Origin of the sequence: Limnohabitans sp. MMS-10A-192 (assembly GCF_003063335.1) — a bacterium.
GTDB lineage: Bacteria > Pseudomonadota > Gammaproteobacteria > Burkholderiales > Burkholderiaceae_C > Limnohabitans_A.
On the sequence record NZ_NERX01000001.1, the window covers coordinates 552,621 to 569,721 of the forward strand.

The 17,101-nt window shown below is 59.3% G+C and carries 14 protein-coding genes and 1 tRNA gene; 8 read left to right on the plus strand and 7 right to left on the minus strand.

Translation table 11 applies throughout. The annotated features are described in order from the left end of the window. Nucleotides 1-8: 8 nt before the first annotated feature. Nucleotides 9-1,244 carry a succinyldiaminopimelate transaminase gene (dapC, locus tag B9Z43_RS02795; RefSeq protein WP_108322606.1) on the minus strand — a complete coding sequence of 412 codons (1,236 nt, stop codon included), beginning with the start codon at nucleotides 1,242-1,244 and terminating at the stop codon, nucleotides 9-11. Nucleotides 1,245-1,389: 145 nt separating this feature from the next. Here dapC and smc point away from each other — a divergent pair, with 145 nt between their 5' ends. The 4 genes from smc to def are packed head-to-tail and all read left to right on the plus strand — an operon-like array spanning nucleotide 1,390 to nucleotide 8,635. Then, nucleotides 1,390-4,917, plus strand: coding sequence for a chromosome segregation protein SMC (smc, locus tag B9Z43_RS02800; RefSeq protein ID WP_108323195.1), 3,528 nt, complete (start codon nucleotides 1,390-1,392; stop codon nucleotides 4,915-4,917). A 27-nt stretch (nucleotides 4,918-4,944) separates the two neighbouring features. Beyond that, a complete protein-coding gene (locus B9Z43_RS02805; RefSeq protein ID WP_108323200.1) occupies nucleotides 4,945-5,979 on the plus strand; it encodes a cell division protein FtsZ in 1,035 nt (344 codons plus the stop codon). Nucleotides 5,980-5,990: 11 nt separating this feature from the next. Then, nucleotides 5,991-8,099, plus strand: coding sequence for an NAD-dependent DNA ligase LigA (ligA, locus tag B9Z43_RS02810; RefSeq protein ID WP_108322607.1), 2,109 nt, complete (start codon nucleotides 5,991-5,993; stop codon nucleotides 8,097-8,099). Next, entirely contained in the window at nucleotides 8,096-8,635 is a 540-nt protein-coding gene (gene def, locus B9Z43_RS02815) for a peptide deformylase (RefSeq protein WP_108322608.1), read from the plus strand. Before ligA ends, def begins: the two co-directional genes overlap by 4 nt. Nucleotides 8,636-8,639: 4 nt before the next feature. Here def and B9Z43_RS02820 read toward each other — a convergent pair whose 3' ends face one another. Genes B9Z43_RS02820 through lptF form a run of 5 tightly spaced genes read right to left on the minus strand, consistent with a single transcriptional unit; the run spans nucleotide 8,640 to nucleotide 13,422 of the window. Continuing rightward, nucleotides 8,640-9,809: a pyridoxal phosphate-dependent aminotransferase gene (locus B9Z43_RS02820; RefSeq protein WP_108322609.1), complete on the minus strand. Its 1,170-nt coding sequence runs from the start codon at nucleotides 9,807-9,809 to the stop codon at nucleotides 8,640-8,642. A 35-nt stretch (nucleotides 9,810-9,844) separates the two neighbouring features. After that, complete coding sequence (locus B9Z43_RS02825) at nucleotides 9,845-10,786, minus strand: CysB family HTH-type transcriptional regulator (RefSeq protein WP_108322610.1); 942 nt, start codon at nucleotides 10,784-10,786, stop codon at nucleotides 9,845-9,847. Nucleotides 10,787-10,829: 43 nt separating this feature from the next. Then, nucleotides 10,830-11,213, minus strand: a complete 384-nt coding sequence (locus B9Z43_RS02830; RefSeq protein ID WP_108322611.1) for a sirohydrochlorin chelatase — start codon at nucleotides 11,211-11,213, stop codon at nucleotides 10,830-10,832. Further along, complete coding sequence (gene lptG, locus B9Z43_RS02835; protein ID WP_108322612.1) at nucleotides 11,210-12,316, minus strand: LPS export ABC transporter permease LptG; 1,107 nt, start codon at nucleotides 12,314-12,316, stop codon at nucleotides 11,210-11,212. Before lptG ends, B9Z43_RS02830 begins: the two co-directional genes overlap by 4 nt. After that, complete coding sequence (gene lptF, locus B9Z43_RS02840) at nucleotides 12,313-13,422, minus strand: LPS export ABC transporter permease LptF (protein WP_108322613.1); 1,110 nt, start codon at nucleotides 13,420-13,422, stop codon at nucleotides 12,313-12,315. The genes lptG and lptF overlap by 4 nt, the downstream gene beginning before the upstream one ends. Before the next feature lie 23 nt (nucleotides 13,423-13,445). Between lptF and B9Z43_RS02845 the strand changes: the two genes are divergently transcribed. The 4 genes from B9Z43_RS02845 (at nucleotide 13,446) to B9Z43_RS02860 (ending at nucleotide 16,899) form a co-directional block, all read left to right on the plus strand. Continuing rightward, on the plus strand, nucleotides 13,446-14,924 hold the full coding sequence (locus B9Z43_RS02845; protein ID WP_108322614.1) for a leucyl aminopeptidase: 1,479 nt from the start codon (nucleotides 13,446-13,448) through the stop codon (nucleotides 14,922-14,924). An 8-nt stretch (nucleotides 14,925-14,932) separates the two neighbouring features. Beyond that, nucleotides 14,933-15,367 carry a DNA polymerase III subunit chi gene (locus B9Z43_RS02850; RefSeq protein ID WP_108323202.1) on the plus strand — a complete coding sequence of 145 codons (435 nt, stop codon included), beginning with the start codon at nucleotides 14,933-14,935 and terminating at the stop codon, nucleotides 15,365-15,367. Beyond that, complete coding sequence (locus B9Z43_RS02855; RefSeq protein ID WP_108322615.1) at nucleotides 15,364-15,645, plus strand: hypothetical protein; 282 nt, start codon at nucleotides 15,364-15,366, stop codon at nucleotides 15,643-15,645. The genes B9Z43_RS02850 and B9Z43_RS02855 overlap by 4 nt, the downstream gene beginning before the upstream one ends. 87 nt (nucleotides 15,646-15,732) lie before the next feature. Further along, the gene (locus tag B9Z43_RS02860; protein WP_108322616.1) at nucleotides 15,733-16,899 is read left to right on the plus strand and encodes a branched-chain amino acid ABC transporter substrate-binding protein; all 1,167 of its coding nucleotides are present in this window, start codon (nucleotides 15,733-15,735) and stop codon (nucleotides 16,897-16,899) included. 72 nt (nucleotides 16,900-16,971) lie between these two features. Here the strand turns inward: B9Z43_RS02860 and B9Z43_RS02865 are convergent. Continuing rightward, nucleotides 16,972-17,062 (minus strand) — tRNA-Ser (locus B9Z43_RS02865). Nucleotides 17,063-17,101 lie beyond the last annotated feature (39 nt).

Sequence of the window (17,101 nt, forward strand, 5' to 3'; positions counted from 1 at the left end):
TTGAACGGTCATCCCGGGCTTGACCCGGGGTCCATCTTCGAAGGATTTGCCCGCACAAAGCGGGCGATGCGCTCGGCCGCTTCCAGGCACTCGGCGGTCTCGGCCACCAAGGCCATGCGAATGCGGCCCCGGCCCGGGTTGCTGCCGTTGAAGTCACGCGCCAAGTAGCTGCCGGGCAGCACCGTGACGCTTTCGGACTCATACAAGGCTTTGGCAAACGCCGCGTCGTCACCTTGCCAGCCTGCAGGCACTCCGGCCCACAGGTAAAAGCTGGCGTCGGGCAGTTTCACGTCCAGCACCTCGGCCAGCACGGGTGTGACCTGGGCGAACTTGGTGCGGTATTGGTTGCGGTTGTCCACCACATGGGCTTCGTCACCCCAAGCAGCCACGCTGGCCGCTTGCACGACCGGGCTCATGGCGCTGCCGTGGTAAGTGCGGTAGAGCAAGAACTGCTTGATGATGGCCGCGTCGCCCGCCACAAAACCGCTGCGCAGGCCGGGCACATTGCTGCGTTTGCTCAGGCTGGTGAAGGCGATCAGGCGCTTGAAGTCGGTGCGGCCCAGTTGGTGGGCGGCTTCCAGACCGCTCAAAGGTGCTTCTTCGCGGAAATAAATCTCGCTGTAGCACTCGTCCGACGCAATGACGAAACCGTGTTGGTCGGACAGGGCAAACAGCTTTTGCCATTCCGACAGCGGCATGACCGCGCCGGTGGGGTTGCCGGGCGAGCAGACAAACAGCAGCTGCGTGCGGGCCCAGACCTCAGTGGGCACGCTGTCCCAGTCGTTGGCAAAGTTGCGTGCTGGGTCGCTGGGCACGTAATAGGGCTCAGCGCCTGACAACAAGGCCGCGCCTTCGTAGATTTGATAGAAGGGGTTGGGGCTGACCACAGTGGCGCCGGGTCGGGTCGGGTCGATCACGGTTTGCGTCAGGGCAAACAGGGCTTCGCGCGAGCCGTTGACGGGCAGCACCTGGGTGGCCGGGTCCAGCGTCAGGTCGTAGCGGGTTTTGAGCCAAGCCGCACAGGCTTTTCGCAAGGCGGGCTCGCCTGCGGTGGCCGGGTAAGCCGACAAGCCGGTGGCCACAGACGCCTTGAGTGCTTCCTGAATGAAAGCGGGCGTGGCGTGTTTGGGCTCGCCAATGCCCAGGCTGATGGGCTTCAAGGCGGGGTTGGGCGTGACGGCGGCGAACAGTTGTTTCAGCCGTTCAAAAGGGTAGGGCTGCAGCTTGGCGAGAAGGGGATTCATCCCCCGATTATCCGGGATCGGTCGGGCCGGTTGGCTAAGGTAATATTGAAGACTGTTCCGGGCGTCCGGGTACAGGCTTTCAATCGGGCTGATGCGCCTTGTGTTGCGTCATTTCGTTTACTCTTTTTTGATCGATCCGACCGCCGTGCGTCTCAATTCCATCAAGCTTTCTGGCTTCAAATCGTTCGCTGAGCCGACCAACTTCCTGCTGCCCGGGCAGCTGGTGGGCGTGGTGGGCCCCAACGGTTGTGGCAAATCCAACATCATGGACGCGGTGCGTTGGGTGTTGGGCGAGTCCAAGGCGTCCGAGCTGCGTGGCGAGTCCATGCAGGACGTGATCTTCAACGGCACCACCACCCGCAAGCCCGCCAGCCGCGCCAGTGTGGAGCTGGTGTTTGACAATGCCGACCACCGCGCAGGCGGCCAGTGGGGCCAGTTTGCCGAGATCGCCGTCAAGCGCGTGCTCACCCGCGACGGCAACAGCAGTTACTACATCAACAACCAACCTGTGCGCCGCCGTGACGTGCAGGACGTGTTTCTGGGCACGGGCCTGGGCCCACGCGCCTACGCCATCATTGGCCAGGGCACCATCAGCCGGATCATCGAGTCGCGCCCCGAAGAGCTGCGCCTGTTCCTCGAAGAAGCCGCGGGCGTCTCCAAATACAAAGAACGCCGCCGCGAGACCGAAAACCGCCTGTCCGACACCCGAGAAAATTTGACCCGGGTCGAGGACATCCTGCGCGAGCTGAATGCCAACCTCGAAAAACTCGAAAAGCAGGCCGAAGTTGCCCAGCGCTACAACAACCTGCAGGCCGACAGCACGCTCAAGCAACACCAGCTGTGGTTCTTGAAGCGCCGCGACGCTGAAAGCGACCAAGGCAAAGTCAAGAGCGATGTGGACCAAGCGGTCAATGCGCTCGAATCGCGCATTGCCGATTTGCGCCATGTGGAGTCCGATCTGGAAACCATCCGCCAGGCGCACTACGACGCGGGCGACCAGGTCAACCAAGCGCAAGGCGCTTTGTACGAAGCCAGTGCCGAAGTGGGGCGCCTCGAAGCCGAAATCCGCTTTGTGGTGGAAGGCCGCCAGCGCGCCGAGCAGCGCCTGCAGCAGTTGATTGAACAGACCGCCCAGTGGGGCACACGCAGCGAAGACGCCAAAATGGAGCTGGAAACCCTGGCCGAGCAAGCGGCCATGGCCGAAGACCAGAGCATGACGCTGGCCGCCCAGGTCGAAGACCAGGCCATGGCCTTGCCCGATTTGGAAGAAGCCTTGCGCAAAGCGCAAAACGATGCCACCGCGCAGCGCGCCAGCGTGGTGCAGGTGCAGCAGCAAATTGGCGTGCTGGCCGCAGACCAACGCAACGTCGAAGAACAATCGCGCCAGCTCGAGAATCGCCGTGAACGCTTGTTGACCGATCGCAATGCCTTGGCCGCGCCCGATGAGGCCCGTCTGCACAATCTTCAAGAGCAGCTGGCTGCGGCCGAGGCCCAAGCGGCCGAATCGGAAGCCCGTTTGCACGATTTGCAAGAGATGGTGCCTGCGCTGGACGAAGACCGCCGTGAGCGCCAAAAAGCGGTCAACGAAGAGTCGGCCCGCTTGGCCGATCTGAGCGCCCGCATCGAGGCCCTCAAGGCCTTGCAAGAAAAAGTCCGCACCGACGGCAAGCTCAAACCCTGGCTGTCCAAGCACGGCATGGATGGGCTCGAAGGCCTGTGGAGCCGCATCCACATCGAGTCGGGTTGGGAAAACGCGCTCGAATCGGCCCTGCGCGAACGCCTGTCGGCTCTGGAAGTGTCACGTCTGGACATGGTGCGCGCCTTTGCTGGCGATGCGCCTCCGGCCAAGTTGTCATTCTTCACTTCGCCTTTGGCCTCTACCGCCAAGCCACGCAGCGGCATGCCGGGCGGCTGCCTGCCTTTGGCGCAAAAGCTGCGGATCTCGGATGCCGGTTTGTCCGCCTTGGTGACCGACTGGCTGCAAGGCTGCTACACCGCACCCAGCATCGAAGAAGCCTTGGCCTGGCGCAGCCAGCTCCAAGCGGGCGAAACGCTGTTGGTGCAAGCGGGCCATGCGGTGGACTTGAACAGCGTGGTCTTTTACGCGCAAGACTCCGAGCAAGCCGGTTTGCTGGGCCGCGCACAAGACATTGAAAACCTCGAAAAGCAGCAGCGTGCGCAAACCCTGATCGCCGAAGAAAGCCGCAGTGCGCTGGTGCGCGCTGAAGCGGCTTATGCCGATGCTTCGCAGCGCCTGATCACCGTGCGCCGTGAAGCGGCCGAAAGCCAGTCGCGCACCCACGAGCTGCAGGTGGAGACTTTGCGTCTGTCGCAGCTGGTGGAACAAACCCGCGCCCGCAGCGAACAAATCAACAACGACCTGGCCGAAGTGGACGCTTTGCTGGAGGAGTTGCAAGAGCGGCGCGTCACGGCCGAAGCCCGTTTTGAAGAGCTGGACATGCAACTGGCCGACAGCCAGGAACGCCATGCCCAGCTGGACGAGCGCGTGATCGAGGCCGAGCGCAAGCTGAGCGAATGCCGTGAACAGCAACGCAGCCTGGAGCGCCGAGCCCAGGAGGCGCAGTTCTCGCAGCGCAGTCTGGATGCGCGCCGCGCAGAACTGAGCCGCACGATCGAGACGGCGCAGCAGCAAGTGGCCAGCATCGACGCCGAAATGCAGCGCGCCCGCGACGAACTCAGCCGCTTGACCGATGCGGCTGCCCAAGCCGGTTTGCAAAACGTGCTGGCCGTCAAGATGGAGCGCGAGCAGGCCTTGGCCGCGCGCCGCAGCGCCTATGACGACCTCACGGCCAAACTGCGCGCCAGCGACGAACGTCGCGTGGCCTTTGAGCGCGAGCTCGAGCCCCTGCGCCAGCGCATCACCGATTTGCAGCTCAAGGAGCAAGCGGCCCGCTTGGGCCTGGAGCAATACACCCAGTTGCTGGCCGATGCGCAAGCCGATCTGGAAGCCGTGGCCCTGTCGATCGAGACCGGTCAGGTGCGCGTGACCGGTTTGCAAGGTGAGATCGACCGCATCCACCGCGAAATCACCGCCTTGGGCCCGGTCAACTTGGCCGCGTTGGAAGAGCTCTCCACTTCGCGCGAACGCAAGACTTTCCTGGACTCGCAAAATGCCGACTTGACCGAGGCCATGAACACCCTCGAAGACGCGATCCGCAAGATTGACGGTGAAACCCGCGAATTGCTGGGCGGCACTTTCAAGATCGTCAACGAGCATTTCAGCCGCATGTTCCCCGAGCTGTTCGGTGGCGGCAATGCGCGCTTGGTCATGACCGGCGACGAAATTTTGGACGCGGGTGTGCAGGTCCTGGCGCAGCCGCCTGGCAAGAAAAACCAGACCATCCATCTGTTGTCCGGTGGTGAAAAAGCCCTGACGGCGATTGCGCTGGTGTTTGCGATTTTTCAGCTCAACCCGGCACCCTTTTGCTTGCTCGACGAGGTGGACGCGCCGCTGGACGACGCCAACACCGAGCGCTACGCCAAACTGGTGGCGGGCATGGGCAAGGAAACGCAGTTCCTGTTCATCAGCCACAACAAGATCGCCATGGAAATGGCCGAGCAGTTGATTGGCGTGACCATGCAGGAGCAGGGCGTTTCGCGCATTGTGGCTGTGGACATGGAGTCCGCAGTGTCTATGGCCGACGTGGCCTGAAATTGAAGATTTCTTATGTTGGATTCCTTGAGCTCTTTGCAAGTCAGCCTGGCTGGCATCGGTGGCCTGACCTTGGTGGCAGTTTTGATCTACAACTATTGGACGTCGCGCAAAAACGCGCCACGCCAAGCCGAACCCCAAATCGAGCCCTCGGCCGAACAGACTTCAAGCCTGGATGCATCCGCGCCACGAGAGCCGGTTTTGAACGATGACTTCGCCAGCCTGCCGCAACCTGAGCGCAAAGCCCAGCTGGATGCCTTGATCGACGTGATCGCCATGGTGGAAGTGGACCAGCCGGTGTCGGGCGATGCCGCCTTGGCCGCTTTGCCATCCACCCGGCGCGTGGGCACCAAGCCTTTCAATGTGGAAGGCTGCAGCCAGCTCAACGGCGAGTGGGAGCCTTTGCTGCCCGGTCGCCGTTATTCGGCTTTTCAGGCCGGTGTGCAACTGGCCAACCGCATGGGTGCACTCAATGAAATCGAGTTCTCCGAGTTTGTGGTCAAGACCCAGGCCTTTGCCGATGCGGTCAACGGCACGGCCACTTTCAGCGACATGCTGGAAGAAGTGGCCCGTGCCCGTGAACTGGACCAGTTCGCCAGCGACCACGATGCACAGCTGAGCTTCACGCTGTGCGCCCGCGCTGCAGCCTGGAGCCCGGGTTATGTCCAGCAACATGCAGCCCGCCTTGGTTTTGTGGCGGGCGTGATCCCTGGACGCATGGTCTTGCCATCGTCGGTGCAGGGCTTGCCTCCGATCTTGTCTTTGACCTTTGACACCCAAGCTGCCATGGCCGATGACCCGGCGCTGTCGGCCATTCGCGAGTTCTCCTTGAGCCTGGACTTGCCTCAAATTGCCCGCGAAGACCATGCTTTCGGGCGTTTGCGCGAAGCGGCCACTTTGCTGACCAAAGATATGGACGGCTTGATCACCGATGGCGGTGGGCAGGTTCTGGGTGAGGATGTGCTCGATCAAATCGCCATCGACTTGACGCAACTGTATGACGCGCTCGACCAGCGCGAGTTGTCAGCAGGTTCGCAGCAAGCACGCCGTCTGTTTTCTTGAGCGGGTCATCCATGTCCACACTGGACCTGTTTGGGGACGCGCCGCCAAGCGACGAGGACAAAGCCCGCGATGTGGCCCGCGCTGCCGAGTTGCGGGCACTTTTGCACCACCATGCGCATTGCTATTACACGCTGGACGCACCCGAAGTACCCGATGCCGAGTACGACCGATTGTTTCGCGACTTGCAGGTGCTGGAAACCGCGCACCCCGAGTTGTTGACGCCCGACTCGCCCACGCAGCGTGTGGGCGGCAAGGTGCTGGACGCCTTTGCCTCGGTGCAGCACCGCGTGCCCATGCTCAGCATTCGCACCGAAACCGACACCGAAGCCAGCGGGGCAGAGGCCTTTGATGCCCGTGTGCGCAAAGAGCTGAACCTGAGCGAGGCCGAGCCTGCCGTTCAGTACGTGGCCGAGCTGAAATTTGACGGCCTGGCCATGAGCCTGCGCTATGAAAACGGCGTGCTGGTGCAGGCCGCCACACGGGGAGATGGCGAAACCGGTGAAGAGGTCACTGCCAACATCCGCACCATCGGTCAGATCCCGCTGCGCTTGCCGGCTGATGCCCCGCCTGTGCTGGAAGTGCGCGGCGAGGTGTACATGCGCCGCGATGACTTTGAAAAACTCAACGAACGCCAGCGCGCACGCATTGCCGCAGGCATGAAGGGTGAAAAAACCTTCGTCAATCCGCGCAATGCGGCGGCGGGAGCGGTGCGCCAACTGGATTCGGGCATTGCCGCCGAGCGGCCCTTGAGCTTTTTCGCCTACGGCTGGGGTGACATGACGCCTGCTGCCGAGGGCGGCCCGGTGTGGGGCACCCATTTTGAAGCGCTGCAGCAACTCAAAAGCTGGGGTTTTCCGGTGGCCGAGCAAACCTCATGTGTGCAGGGCGCTGCAGGCCTGGTGGGTTTTCACCAGCGCATGGCCGCTGAGCGCGATGCCTTGCCTTACGACATCGACGGCGTGGTCTACAAAGTCAACCGCCTCGACTGGCAGCAACAACTGGGCTTTGTCACGCGCGAGCCGCGTTGGGCCGTGGCCCACAAATACCCGGCACAGGAAGAAATGACCACCGTGCTGGCCATCGACGTGCAGGTGGGGCGCACCGGCAAGCTCACCCCGGTGGCCAAATTGGCGCCGGTCTTTGTGGGCGGCGTCACCGTGACCAACGCCACGCTGCACAATGAATTGGAAGCCCGCCGCAAAGACGTGCGGGTGGGCGACACCGTGATCGTGCGCCGTGCGGGCGATGTGATTCCCGAGGTGGTGTCCGTGGTGCTGGACAAGCGTCCGGCGGGTGCCGAGTTGTTCACCATGATGAGCCACTGCCCCGTGTGCGGCAGCTTGGCCGAACGCGAAGAGGGCGAGGCCGACCACCGTTGCACGGGTGGGCTGTTTTGCAGCGCACAGCGCAAGCAGGCGGTTTGGCATTTTGCGCACCGCCGCGCCATGGACATTGAGGGCCTGGGCGACAAACTGGTGGACCAGCTGGTCGACTCAGGCCAGGTCAACACATTGGCCGATCTGTACCACCTGCAGCTGGACACACTGGCCAATATGGACCGCATGGCCGAGAAGTCGGCCGTGAACCTGTTGGACGCCTTGGAGAAATCCAAGCAAGCGACCTTGCCGCGCTTTGTGTTTGGTCTGGGCATTCGCCATGTGGGGGAAGCCACGGCCAAGGAACTGGCACGTCATTTTGGACAGCTGGCCGCCATCATGGACGCCAGCGAAGATGCGCTCTTGCAAGTGCCCGATGTGGGCCCCATCGTGGCGCACAGCATCCACACTTTTTTTGCCCAGGCGCACAACCGCGAAGTGGTCCAGGCCCTGCGTGATGCGGGCATCCATTGGCCCGAGGGCGATGCCCTGGCCCCGACCGAAATGCCCTTGGCCGGTCTGACCGTGGTCCTCACTGGCACTCTGCAAAGCATGGGCCGGGACGAGGCCAAGGACAAACTCGAAGCATTGGGCGCCAAAGTGGCGGGCTCGGTCAGCAAAAAAACCAGCTATGTGGTGGCCGGAGCCGAAGCGGGCAGCAAGCTCGACAAGGCGCAAGCGCTGGGCATCAAGGTGCTGGACGATGCAGGCTTGGCCATGTTGTTGAACGGAGAAAAACCATGACGGTGCGTGACATTCTCAAAATGGGCGATGAGCGCCTTTTGCGCGTAGCCCCCGCGGTGACGCAATTCGATACGCCCGAGTTGCACGCCTTGGTGGCCGACATGCTGGAGACCATGGCGGCTGCGAATGGCGCAGGCCTGGCTGCGCCCCAGATTGGCGTGAACCTGCAGGTGGTGATCTTTGGCACGGGTGCCATGAATCCCCGTTATCCGCATGAGCCAGCGTTTGCGCAAACCGTGCTCATCAACCCCGTGATCACCCCATTGGACGCTGAAGAGCAAGAGGGCTGGGAGGGCTGCTTGTCCGTGCCCGGCATGCGGGCCATCGTGCCGCGCTGGCAGCGCATCCGTTACACGGGTTTCGACGTCCAGGGTCAGGTGATTGACCGTACCGCCGATGGTTTTCACGCCCGGGTGGTGCAGCATGAATGCGACCACCTGATCGGCAAGCTGTACCCCATGCGGGTGCGTGACTTCAGCCGATTTGGCTTCACCTCGGTGTTGTTTCCGGGCTTGGACGACAACACCGACGATTGAAAACTCAAAGTCCTTTGAGTTTTTCCAGGGCCGACAGCAAAGTGCTGTCTTGCTTGGCGAAACAAAACCGGATGACTTTCTGGTCAAAACCGCCGCCATAAAAAGCCGACAGCGGAATCGCGGCCACACCGATCTCGGTGGTCAGCCATTTGCAAAAATCAGCTTCACTCAGGTTCTTTTCCGGCACGGACAGCGCCGAAATGTCCACGCACTGGAAGTAGGTGCCTTCGCCTGGCAGCAGTTTGAACTTGGTGTGGGCCAAACCCTCTCGGAACAGGTCCCGCTTGCGCTGGTAAAAGGCTGGCAATTCAAGATAGGGTTTGGGGTCTGCCATGTAACGCGCCAATGCGTGCTGCATGGGGGTGTTCACGGTGAACACGTTGAACTGGTGCACTTTTCGAAATTCCGCCGTCAGTGCTGCCGGTGCGGCCACGGTGCCAATTTTCCAGCCGGTCACATGGTAGGTTTTGCCAAAGCTTGAGACGATGAAAGCACGTGCCGCAAGACCTGCAAAATGGGCAGCACTCCAGTGCTGGTTGGGGGCATAGACCATGTGCTCATAGACCTCGTCACTGATCAGGATGATGTCGGTCGGGTCCAGAATTTCCTGCAAGGTGAGCATGTCCTGGCGAGACCAGATCATGCCGCTGGGGTTGTGGGGTGAGTTGATCAGGATGGCGCGTGTTTTGGGGCTGATGGCCGCACGGATCTTGTCAAAGTCCGGACGGAAAGTGCCAGGGGTCAGGGGCACTCGCACGACCACGCCACCAGCCAGTTCGATGTTGGGCACATAGCTGTCGTAGCACGGCTCCAGCACAATGACTTCATCACCGGGATGCACGATGGCCAGGATGGTCGTCAGGATGGCTTGTGTGGCCCCTGCCGTGACGGTGATTTCGCTGACCGGGTCGTAGTGGCGACCATACAAAGTTTCGATCTTTTGAGAGACCGCTTCGCGCAAGGGCGCGACACCCGTCATGGGCGGGTATTGGTTCAGGCCCTCACGCATGGCGTCGTCGACCAGATCCAGCAAGCGCGGATCGCAGTGGAAGTCCGGAAAACCCTGCCCCAGGTTGACAGCGCCTTTTTCGGCTGCCAAGGCAGACATGACGGTGAAGATGGTGGTGCCCATGTTGGGGGCTTTGGAGACCAGGTTCGGTGTGCGTGCGTTCATGGCGTTTAACAAAGAAAGGTGTGGAATGCGAGAGGTCAGAGTTCGTAATCGTTGACATGACCCGTCATGGCTTTGGCGATCAGCGGTGCAGTCAGTCGATCACTGAGCAATTGTGCGAAATGGTAGACAAAGTGGCGCAGGTAGGCGCCGCGCTTGAAAGCCACGCGGGCCACGTTCATGCCCAGCAGATTGCCCAAGGGTCTGACGGCCAGGTCCTGAACCGGATCGTCCTTGACGGCCATCTCGGCCACGATGCCAATGCCCAGACCCAGCCGTACGTAAGTCTTGATGACGTCAGAATCGATGGCCTCTAGCGCGATGCGCGGCTCAAGTTTTCGGGCTGCAAAAGCTTGGTCGATTCGGCTTCGACCCGTAAACGACGGGTGGTAAGTGATCAAGGGTTGAGCGGCAATGTCTTCCAGCGATATGTGTTCTTTCGCCGCCAAAGGATGATCCAGGGGCAGGACCAATACGTGTTGCCATTCATAGCAGGGCAGGGTCACCAGCTCTTCATAAGCGGACAAAGATTCTGTAGCGATGCCAATTTCAGCGGTGTCATCGAGCAGCATTTTGGCCACCTGGTCGGGGGCGCCTTGGTGCAGACTGATGTTGACCAGCGGGTATTTATCGCGCAGCTTGGCCACCGGCAATGGCAAGACGTAACGCGCTTGGGTGTGGGTGGTGGCAATGGACAGGGTGCCACTGTCCTGGGCGCTGTATTGGTCACCGATTTTGCGCAAATTGCCCACTTCACGCAGGATCACTTCGATGCTCTGCAGGACATGCTGGCCAGGCTCGGTGATGCGTTTGAGGCGTTTGCCATGCCGGGCAAAAATCTCGATGCCCAGCTCCTCTTCGAGTTCAATGATGGCTTTGGACACGCCCGGTTGCGAGGTGTGCAAGGCCTTGGCTGTTTCGGTGAGGTTCAGGTTGCGTCGGGCAGCTTCTTGAACGAAGCGAAATTGGTGAAGGTTCATATGCTTGATGTCATATTGATCAACATCATTATGCTTTATGAGTCTATGCGGATGCTGCGGCGATGTCAGCCAAGAGCGCCGTCATGGCTGGATGCTCGCCCACCGATGGGGTGAGTTCAAACGCCATCTGTGGATAAGCCAAGCGCAGCTCATCGACCAGTTTGGGCAGATCTTCTCTGGCATGTCGGCCTACGCCCAGAAACATGGGCACGATGCGCAGTCGGGTCAAGTTCTGAGCCATGAGTTGCTCGACCACCGTGGCCAGATCGGGCGTGGTCAATTCCAGAAATGCACATGCGACAGGAAGATCCGGCCAGCGCTGGCGCATGCTTTGGGCGACGGCATCGATGGGCAGGCGCCACAAAGGATCGCGTGATCCGTGGGCAAACAAAATAACACCAGTGCCGACAGGAAGTTGTTGTTTCATCGCCTTAAAACCATCCACCAAAATGCGGCCAAGGATATGGCGCTGTAAATCAAGGAGGGCGCTGCTGACGTGAGCCAAGGCTCCCAGTTTTGCAAGTCACCAACGAAGCGGAAGACGTTGTTGAGCAATGAAAAACTGATGCCTGCCAGCACACCCAAAAACACATGGCCTGCAATTTGTCCTGTGCGAAAGTGCAAATAGGCAAACGGCAAAGCCAGAACCAGCATCACCAAGCAACTCAAGGGGTAGAACACTTTGCGCCAGAATTCAATTTCGTAGCGCTGGGAGTTTTGATTGTTGCTGGACAAATGCCGCATGTATTTGAACAGCTCCCAAGTCCGCATGCGATCTGGGGTGAGCAACGCTGCCGCCACCATGTCCGCGCTGATCTCGGTAGGCCAAAGCAGCTCTTGATGCTTTTGGGAAACGTATTTCAGCGTGCTCGATGACTTTTCTAACCCGACCGTTTTTTGGGCAACTTGCTGCAAAGCCCATTGCCCGTTGTGTATGTCAGCTTGCTCGGCGGTGGTGATGCCCAGCAATTGGCCTGCCTCGTTGAACTCGTGGATGCGCACATTGCGCATGTGCGCGATGCCATCGAAACTGCGCACATTGACCGCGAAATGCCGCTCATTTTGTTTTTCTTTGAGCCACGCGCCGGTTTGGCCAATGGTCAAATGACCCTGGTACAGCGCTTTGACTTGTATGGCCTGCCGATCGGCCCATGGGGCGATGTAATCACCGATCACAAAGGTCAGACCTACAAAAATCACCCCAAGGCGAAGCAAGGTGACCAATGCGCGCAATGGGTCAAGCCCACCCGTTCGCAAAATGGTGAATTCGGAACTTTGAGCCAAGCGCGCCATCACGAAAATACAACCAATCAGCACCGACAAAGGCAGCAATTGGTACAGATGCTCGGGAACCTTCAACGCAATGTAGAGCAAGGCTTGTTGCAATTGATAGCCTTGAGCCGCGTGTTTCGCGACAGCTTGCAGCTCATCGACGAGGTCAAAAAACATAAACAAGGCCAAAAATCCGACAGCCACAAAAGCCACGGCTGTGACGATCTCTCCATGCAAAAGACGCCGGACGGTTTTCATTTCAGCCCTCCCTTGGCGTCGGTTTTACGCACCCAGAAAGAACGCCAGGACCAATTCATGTGGCGAGCCCATAACCAGCTTGCCGCAAGCAAAAAGACGCCGCCATGCAGGGCAATCAGGAAAGACAAGAGCTGCACGCGACCGGTGGCCACCCAGCTTTGCCCCACGTTCAGCATGTTGTAGTAGGCGATGAAAATGAACAAGGCCAGTCCCAGGTGGTAGCTTTTGCCGACACGTGGGTTGATGGCCGAGACGGCCAATGCGAGCAACACCAAGTTGATGGCCGCCAGGCCCAAGCCCAATCGCCAACCGAGCTCACCCAGGTTTTCACGTGTCGGATTCTTCAACAAGTCCCAACTGGCGGTGTGCCGGCTGCTGAGCGATTCGTTGGCCGGCAAAACATCGTCATCCACCAGCACTTCGTAATGCTCAAACTGTGTCAGGCGTGTTTCACCCGTGGCGAGGTTGGTGGACCATTGTTGGCCTTTTTCCAGCTTCAAAAATCGTTCGTTACCCACCAAGTCGATGCGTCCTTGTTGTGCTGTGGTGACGATTTCCAGACCGGCTTCGATGCTGGACACAAAGACGTTTTTGCCAAAACGGTTGTCCGGGCTGTCTTTGTCGATGAAAAAAACGCGCTTGCCTCCTGAAGACTCCTGAAATTGCCCAGGGGCTATCCGCTCAAGGTCATTGCGTTGTTCGTAACGGTGTTGCAGTTCCTGGATTTGAAGGTTGCTCCATGGCCATGCGAACAGCGCCAGCAAGACGATGATCAGCAACACAGGCCACGCAAAACGCAACAGGGGCCTGACGAAATTGGCCAGCCCCTGACCACTGGAGAACCAGATCACCATCTCGCTGTCGCTGTACATGCGAGAAAGTGTGGAAACCACTGCAATGAACAAGCTCAGCGTGATGATGGTGGTCATTTGGCTCAAAACACTGAAGCCCATGACCAGCAAGACTTCGGATGGGTTGACGCTGCCTCGGCTGGCTTGCCCCAGAGTCCTGATCAAAATGACGGTCATCACGATGGTGATCAATATCACCAGCGTGGCACCGAAATTGCGCGCAAGGTCCTTGCGTAAAGAGGAATGGAATAACATTGGCAGGAAGGAAAAACTGAATTATGAACTTCGAAATCCAAAAACGCGCCTTGTCCCGTGTCATTCGTGACGATCTTGATGCTTTGATTGTTTTCTGGCCCTCGCAACCAGATGCGACTTCCGCAGAAAAAGATCCCATCAGCACCCTGGTGCAGCAAGCGGTTCAAAAGGGTGACTTCGAGCTGAAAACAGGTTCTGTTTTGAGCACCTACGGACAGGCGGGCACCAAGGCACGCCATGTGATCGTGGCATGTACAGGTGAAAACAAAGCGTCACAGATTCGAGTCGCCGCGACGGCCGCCTGGGCTGCGCTGAAGTCCGCCAAGGTCAAGCACCTCGGTGTTTACGCACATGGCCAATGGTCGGCCAATAGCCTGCAGTCGGCGGCAGCGGCGCTGGCAGACGCCAGTTACATCTACACCACGACTCTGAGCAAACCTTCATACAGGACTTTGAAGCAGATCACGTTCAGTGCATCAGAAGTCAATGCGGCGCACAAAACGGCTCTGGCGCAGGCACAAGCCCTGTCGGCGGGTGTTGAATTGGCCAAAGAATGGGCCAATCGCCCGGCCAACCACGCCACGCCCACCATGCTGGCCCAGGCGGCTCAAGCCATAGCCAAAGGTGCGGCATTCAAATGTGAAGTCTTGGGACCCAAAGAGGTCGCCAAACTGGGCATGGGCTCTTTCATGGCGGTGGCTCGGGGTGCTGCTGAGCCTTTGCGTTTCATCGTGATGCGCTACAACGGCGCGTCCAGCACACAGGCACCGGTAGTGCTGGTGGGCAAGGGCATCACCTTCGACACCGGAGGCATCTCGATGAAGCCTGCGGCTGAAATGGATGAAATGAAATACGACATGAGCGGCGCGGCCAGTGTGCTGGGTGTGTTCAAGGCTTTGGGAGAACTCAAGCCAGAGATCAACGTGGTGGGCCTGATCCCCGCGACTGAGAACATGCCCGATGGCCTGGCAGTCAAGCCCGGTGATGTGGTCACCAGCATGAGCGGTCAAACCATTGAAATCCTGAACACCGATGCAGAAGGGCGCTTGGTCTTGTGTGATGCATTGACCTATGCCGAGCGCTTCAAGCCCCAGGCCGTGATCGACATCGCCACCTTGACAGGCGCTTGTGTCATCGCCTTGGGAGGGGTTCGATCAGGCTTGTTCACCAGCGACGACGAATTGGCGCAACAGCTGCAGCAAGCCGGTGACAACGCTGGCGACTTGTGCTGGCGCATGCCGATGGACGATGAATACGCCGAGGGTCTGAAAACCCGTTTTGCCGATGTGGCCAATGTGGCCGGCCGACAAGCCGGATCGGTGACCGCTGCCAAGTTCTTGCAGCGTTTTGCCAAGAAATACCCCTGGGCGCATCTGGACATTGCTGGCACGGCTTGGCGCACTGGGGCCGCCAAAGGCGCCACCGGCCGCCCGGTGGCCTTGCTGCTGCATTACCTCTTGTCCAAGGCGAGCACGCCAGCCCGAGCCCCTCGTCGTCGATGACTGTGGCCATGACCCGAATTGAATTCCATTTCAACGCGCCAGAGCGCTTGCAATACGCCTGCCGCCTGCTGCGCAAAGCCAATGCACAAAACTTGCGCATTGGCGTGCTGGGCTCGGCGGCGGCTTTGCGCCAACTCGATTCGGCTCTGTGGACCTTTTCCGCAGCGGATTTTTTGCCGCACAGCACGGCAGCTGACAGCCCAGAAGTGCAAAACGCCTCGCCGATTTTGTTGAGTGAAGATGCCGATCTGTGCGCCGGGCGGCAAGTGCTGGTCAATTTGGGCGATGAGGTGCCAGCAGGTTTTGAGCGCTTTGAGCGCTTGATTGAAATCGTGGCGGGGGACGACCATGGCCGCATGACGGCGCGCCAGCGATGGAAGCATTACACCGCGCAGGGCTATGATTTGTTGCAACACGATTTATCCAAACGGAGCGCGTCATGAACATGGATTCACCCTCTGGCGCAGCATCCGCAGCCATTCCCGTGCTGACCCATGTCGTGTCCACGTCCGATATCCCGGCCGCTGTTCTGGTTGCATTGGATGCCCGTATGGCCGAGAAAGCCTCGGTGTTGGCGCTGTCTGCGGAACTGATGCAAAACCTGCGACCCGAGCTCGACCGCATGGCCTCGGAGCTCGTGCAGCGAAGCGTTGAAGGCATGTGGGCCAAACGCGCTGAAATCTACAAAAACATCAGCCGATCACCTGACGAGGACAGGTGATTTAGGTTTTCCCTGAGTCACAAATTGCATCAATTGCAGTATGGTTCAGCGTTGCTTGATTGAAGCAATTACTAATTCGGAGTTCTTATGAAATTTTCAGGTCATCGTTCTTTGTCTGTGGTCGCTGTGGCCGTCGCTGCCGTGCTTTTGGCGGCCTGCGGCAAGAAAGAAGCCGCATCGGATGCGCTTGTGATCAAAATTGGCCACGTGGGCCCGGTCAGTGGTGCCATCGCTCACTTGGGTAAAGACAACGAAAACGGCGCCCGGATGGCGATTGAAGAACTCAATGCTGCCGGCCTGAAAATGGGTGAGAAAGTCGTCAAGTTTGAATTGCTGGCTGAAGATGATGCCGCTGATCCCAAGCAGGGTACGGCGGCCGCGCAAAAGCTGGTGGACGCCAAAGTCAACGGCGTGATCGGCCACCTGAACTCTGGCACGACCATTCCTGCCTCACAGATTTACAACACGGCAGGTATTCCCCAGATTTCGCCATCGGCGACCAACCCCAAATACACCCGTCAGGGCTACACCGGCGCTTTCCGCGTGGTGGCTGACGACGTGCACTTGGGCGGCACGCTGGGCAAATACGCAGTGGAAACCCTCAAAGGCAAAAACATTGCCGTGATCGACGACCGTACCGCTTACGGCCAGGGTGTGGCCGAAGAATTCAAAAAGGGCGCGACCGCTGCTGGCGGCACCATCGTGGGCCATGAGTTCACGACCGACAAGGCTTCTGACTTCAACGCCATTTTGACCACCTTGAAGGCCAAAAAACCGGATGTCGTCTTCTTTGGCGGTATGGACGCTGTGGCTGGCCCGATGCTGCGCCAGATGAAATCCCTGGGCATCAACGCCAAATTCATGGGCGGCGATGGCATCTGCACCACCGAGTTGGCCAAACTGGCTGGTGATGCCATGAAAGACGAGACCGTCTTCTGCGCTGAAGCAGGCGGTGTGGAAGGCGAGCAAAAAGCCGGTATGGACAAGTTCCGTGCAGACTTCAAAGCCAAGTTCAACGCTGATGTGCAGGTCTATGCACCTTATGTGTACGACGCCGTGAAAGTCATGGCGACCGCCATGGTGAACGCCGGTTCTGCCGATCCAGCCAAGTATTTGCCCGCCCTGAAAGCCATCAAATACAAAGGCGTGACCGGTGACATCGTGTTTGACGAAAAAGGCGACATCAAGAACGGCGCTTTGACCCTGTACACCTATAAAGGTGGAGAACGCGCCCAGTTGGCCGTGGTTCGCTGAAGCCACCCGCCCCCTAACGGGGGCGTTTGGGCATAAAAAAAGCCTGCACGTGCGTGCAGGCTTTTTCATTTCTGGCGGAACAGGCGGGATTCGAACCCGCGGTGGGCTATTAACCCACACACGCTTTCCAGGCGTGCGACTTAAACCACTCATCCACCGTTCCAGAGCCTCTGATTGTAGCAGTGGAAATACCCGTTTTTGA

Bases quoted from the DNA above. Each gene is read 5' to 3' on its own strand.
- B9Z43_RS02845 (WP_108322614.1), top strand. From the start codon at position 13,446: ATGAACTTCGAAATCCAAAAACGCGCCTTGTCCCGTGTCATTCGTGAC.
- B9Z43_RS02820 (WP_108322609.1), bottom strand. From the start codon at position 9,809: ATGAACGCACGCACACCGAACCTGGTCTCCAAAGCCCCCAACATGGGC.
- ligA (WP_108322607.1), top strand. From the start codon at position 5,991: ATGTCCACACTGGACCTGTTTGGGGACGCGCCGCCAAGCGACGAGGAC.
- B9Z43_RS02830 (WP_108322611.1), bottom strand. From the start codon at position 11,213: ATGAAACAACAACTTCCTGTCGGCACTGGTGTTATTTTGTTTGCCCAC.
- B9Z43_RS02850 (WP_108323202.1), top strand. From the start codon at position 14,933: ATGACCCGAATTGAATTCCATTTCAACGCGCCAGAGCGCTTGCAATAC.
- lptF (WP_108322613.1), bottom strand. From the start codon at position 13,422: ATGTTATTCCATTCCTCTTTACGCAAGGACCTTGCGCGCAATTTCGGT.
- B9Z43_RS02825 (WP_108322610.1), bottom strand. From the start codon at position 10,786: ATGAACCTTCACCAATTTCGCTTCGTTCAAGAAGCTGCCCGACGCAAC.
- B9Z43_RS02855 (WP_108322615.1), top strand. From the start codon at position 15,364: ATGAACATGGATTCACCCTCTGGCGCAGCATCCGCAGCCATTCCCGTG.
- lptG (WP_108322612.1), bottom strand. From the start codon at position 12,316: ATGAAAACCGTCCGGCGTCTTTTGCATGGAGAGATCGTCACAGCCGTG.
- dapC (WP_108322606.1), bottom strand. From the start codon at position 1,244: ATGAATCCCCTTCTCGCCAAGCTGCAGCCCTACCCTTTTGAACGGCTG.
- def (WP_108322608.1), top strand. From the start codon at position 8,096: ATGACGGTGCGTGACATTCTCAAAATGGGCGATGAGCGCCTTTTGCGC.
- B9Z43_RS02860 (WP_108322616.1), top strand. From the start codon at position 15,733: ATGAAATTTTCAGGTCATCGTTCTTTGTCTGTGGTCGCTGTGGCCGTC.